This is a genomic window from Trebonia sp. (assembly GCF_049794275.1).
GTDB lineage: Bacteria > Actinomycetota > Actinomycetes > Streptosporangiales > Streptosporangiaceae > Trebonia.
In genome coordinates, this window is sequence record NZ_JBARCR010000138.1 from 1 (window position 1) to 2557 (window position 2557).

2 protein-coding genes and 1 pseudogene are annotated in these 2557 nt (G+C 70.0%); 2 read left to right on the forward strand and 1 reads right to left on the reverse strand.

What is annotated here, in order from left to right; translation table 11 throughout:
* Positions 1 to 802: pseudogene (locus WA805_RS03885) on the forward strand (glycogen debranching enzyme); the annotation flags it as partial.
* Between the two features lie 104 nt (positions 803 to 906).
* Complete coding sequence (locus WA805_RS03890; protein ID WP_425241660.1) at positions 907 to 1875, forward strand: NAD(P)-dependent oxidoreductase; 969 nt, start codon at positions 907 to 909, stop codon at positions 1873 to 1875.
* Here the strand turns inward: WA805_RS03890 and WA805_RS03895 are convergent.
* Positions 1872 to 2557: hypothetical protein (locus WA805_RS03895; RefSeq protein WP_425241661.1), on the reverse strand; the 686-nt coding region annotated here is incomplete at its 5' end. The genes WA805_RS03890 and WA805_RS03895 overlap by 4 nt on opposite strands.

Here is a 2557-nt window from a genome sequence, read left to right on the forward strand (position 1 = left end):
CCTGTACGGTCGTGATAGGCGCCGGCCGACGGCCTCGGTGAACCTGATCACGGTCCACGACGGCTTCACCCTGCGCGACCTCGTCTCCTACAACGACAAGCACAACGAGGCCAACGGGGAGTCGAACCGCGACGGAACCGACGACAACCGCTCGTGGACCTGCGGCGCCGAAGGCCCGACCGACGACCCGGCCGTGCTGGCTCTGCGCACGCACCAGTCCCGGGCCATGCTGACCACCCTGCTGCTGTCCTTCGGTATCCCGATGCTGCTCGGCGGCGATGAGATGGGCCGTACCCAGCAGGGCAACAACAACGCCTACTGCCAGGACAACGAGATCACCTGGTTCGACTGGGCCAGCGCCGACACCGGCCTGCGGGACTTCACCAAGCGGCTCATCGCCCTCCGCAAGGCACACCCGGTGTTCCGCCGCCGCCGTTTCCTTTCCGGGGCAGAAGCATCCCAGCTGCGCTGGTACACCCCCGCGGGCAGTGCGATGACGGGCGCCGACTGGGCCGACCACAACGCCCTGGCCATCGCGCTGTACCTGGACGGCTCCGATGACCCGGACCGGGCCGTAGACGGAACATGGCTGCTGGATGACGACTTCTTCGTCCTGGTGAACGCCTGGTGGGAACCGCTCGACTTCGTCCTGCCAGCCACCAGGAAGCAGGCCGCGTGGCGTACCGAGATCAACACCTACGACCCCGCCGCCCCCGCCGCAGCGGGCGCGCACAGCGCCGGCGACCATGTCACCGTAAGCCCCCGGTCCATCGTGGTGCTGTCCGATCCGCGTCGCGGCTGACCGCGCCGGCTTGGGCCAGACGAACAGCAGGAACAAACGCAGGTCGCATGGGTGAGGTCAACGTTGCGGTCATAGCTCCGATCCTGGGGCGGGATCTGTCGTTCGTGAGCGACGTCGACCCCCGGGTGCGGGTTTTCGACGCCAACTTCGCCGCCCCGGGGCACCGGACGGGATCGGGCGGTGCGGCGGCGCCCGGCTCCGATCTGGCGGACATCCTTGCTCACGCTGAGGTGCTGCTGGTCGGCTACCCGGTCCCTGAGGGCCTCGTCACCCGGTCACCGCGCCTGGTGTGGGCGCATCACACCCAGGCCGGAGTCTCGAACCTGGCCAGGACCGACCTGTGGGCCTCGCAGGTCACCTTGACCAGCAGCCGCGGTGCGGTGGCGGCCACGGCCATCGCCGAGTACGCGCTGGCAGCGGCGGCGCACTTCGCCCGGGGCCTGCACGAGGCCGCCCGCCAGAAGGCCGCCGGCCAGTTCACCCGTGAGGGTTACCGGATGCTGACCCTGCGCGGGGCGACGATGGGGATCATCGGGCTGGGCGGCATCGGCCGGGAGGTGGCCCGGCTGTCGCGTGCGGCCGGCATGCGGGTGATCGGCACCCGCCGCTCGGTCACCGCCCCGCTGCCTGATGCTGACGGGGCGGACCTGGTGCTGCCGGCCGACCGGATCCTGCAGGTGGCGGCCGAGAGCGACTTCCTCGTCATCTGCTCGCAGCTGACGGACGAGACCCAACGATTCATCAACGCCCCGGTTTTCGCCGCGATGAAACCGGACGCGGTGCTCATTAACGTCGCCCGTGGCGAGGAGGTCGACGAGGACGCCCTCGTCGACGCCGTCACCGCCGGGCGGATCCGCGGCGCCGTGCTGGACGTCTACGCCGGCGAGCTCGCCGGCCAGCCGCCGCGGCCGGAGCTCACCCGGCTACCGCAGATCCTGCTGACACCGCACATCTCGGCCAGCGGGGAGGCGAACATGGCCGGGCCGCTGCGGCAGCTGTTCGCCGACAACCTCCGCCGGTACCTAGACGGCCAGCCCCTCCTCAACGTGGTCGACCGTTCCCGCGGCTACTAAGAGGGGCCAGCGGTTGTGGTTGCGCTCTGCGCCGGCAGTGCCGGTACTTCCTCGTCAAGCAAGTGGCCGACCGCTCGGATCACGGTGGATGCGGCCGGGTGAAGTGGTACGCCGGAGCTGACCGTGGCACGGATACCGCGCCTGAGGAGGGTGGCCATTGCCTGGCGGGTGACCTGGCGGTGTAGCTCGTTCGTATTGTGCGCGTTGATCCCCTCGCCGACCGCCATCATCGTGGCGACCGGAAGGCGGCCCCGGAAGGGACGCTGCGGTGCTTCGGTTCGCAACTGCGCTGACAGATCGGAAAGAACCAGGTACGTGCCGGTGTATTCCTCCAGGAGCTCCCCGGCCTTCATATCCGCGGCCGGCCGGGCCAGCCCCATCCGGCGCAGCAAGGCAGGCATCTGCCGGACCGCGTCCTGCGGGCTGGTTGCCTCGGCCATGGCTGCGAAAGCGATGACCGCGACCGCTGAGAGCAGCGGTTCGGGAAGCGGGCACGCTCCCAGGTCGCTGACCGAGGCCGGGCGCGGCTCGGCCAGCAGGCGCTTACGGGTCCTGGCGCCCACGCCCGTGCTTATCAGGGCAGACTCGACGATGAAGCCGGCCTCCTCGGGCATCGAACCGTCGGGTGCGGTGGCAGCGACACGGAGGATCCGGCAGATGCTCCGGGCAATCTCGCGTTGCC